At 62.5% G+C, this 1,262-nt stretch carries 1 protein-coding gene; it reads right to left on the minus strand.

Translation table 11 applies throughout. The annotated features are described in order from the left end of the window. Positions 1-1,247 (minus strand): amidohydrolase family protein (locus EV641_RS29090; RefSeq protein ID WP_241997544.1); only part of this gene is annotated, 1,247 nt, incomplete at its 3' end. Positions 1,248-1,262 lie beyond the last annotated feature (15 nt).

Here is a 1,262-nt window from a genome sequence, read left to right on the forward strand (position 1 = left end):
GCGAGTTCGTAGCGTCGGCGGTATTCCGTTTTGGATGTCTCGCTGACGTCCACGTCTTTCGCTCGTGCGCGCAGGGCACCGACGGTGGCCTGTTCGCGGGGTGTGTGTTCGAACGGATCCCAGCCGAAGAAGCGTGCGGCGTTCTCGAAGGTGACCTTGTCGATTTCCTCGTCGGTGAGTTCGGCGGCGACGAGTTCGTCCATCAGGACTTCGGGGGAGTGTGGCCAGGTGGAATCGGAGTGTGGGTAGTCGCATTCCCAGGCGATGGTGTCGATGCCGAGGCGTGTGCGGTTGTTCAGGCCGCTGGGTTCGGTGATGTAGCAGGCGAGGAAGTTGTTCTTCCATACGTCGGTGGGTGTCATGCCCTTGGGGAGGAAGCTGGCGCCGGTCCAGGATTGGTTGACGATGTGGCGTTCGAGGCGGTCGAGCCAGGGTGCGACCCAGCCGACGCCGCCTTCGCTCATGGCGACTTTGAGGTCGGGGAATTTTTGGAATGCGCCGCTGAGCATCATGTCGGTGGCTGCGATGGTGGAGATCAGTGGGGTCAGGACCATCATGTCGTCGAGGTCGAAGCCGGTGGGGCGTTTGACCAGGCTCATGCCGCCGCCGATGTGGAGGCTGAGCACGATGTTGTGGTCGACGCAGGCTTTGAAGATCGGGTCCCAGTAGCCGGATTTGAAGTCGGGGTAGCCTTCGCCGACTCCGTAGGGGGTTTCGGGGATGGAGATGGAGCGGCAGCCCATGGCGGCGAGGCGGTGGATTTCGGTGACGGATTCGTCGGTGTCGTAGAAGGGGATGATGCCGAGGGGGATGAAGCGTCCGGGGTGGGTGTCGGGGACTTCGCCGACGACCCAGTCGTTGAAGGCTTTGAGTGCGGCGAGGGAGAGTTTTTTGTCGGGCAGGCTTGCGAGGTGGGTGCCGGCGAAGCCGGGGAAGGTGGCGAAGAGGGTGGCGGCGAGGGTGCCGTTGGCGTCCATGTCGCGGACGCGTTGGTTCATGTCGTAGACGCCGGGGCGCATTTCGGCGTAGCCGGTGGGGTCCATGCCCCATTCTTCTTTGGGCCAGGAGACGACGGCGTTGAGGCCGGAGCTGCCGACGACTTGGTCTTGGAACAGCCATGCTTCGACGTTGGGGTTGCGGGGGTGGGTGGTGAGTGTGGGGGCGTGGTTCATGAGGTTTTTCGGGAAGTGTTTTTCGAAGATGTCGCGGGGTTCGACCACGTGGTCGTCGATGCTGACCATCACCATGTCATCGATATTCAT

Origin of the sequence: Rhodococcus sp. SMB37, from assembly GCF_004345605.1 — a bacterium.
Classification (GTDB): Bacteria; Actinomycetota; Actinomycetes; order Mycobacteriales; family Mycobacteriaceae; genus Rhodococcus.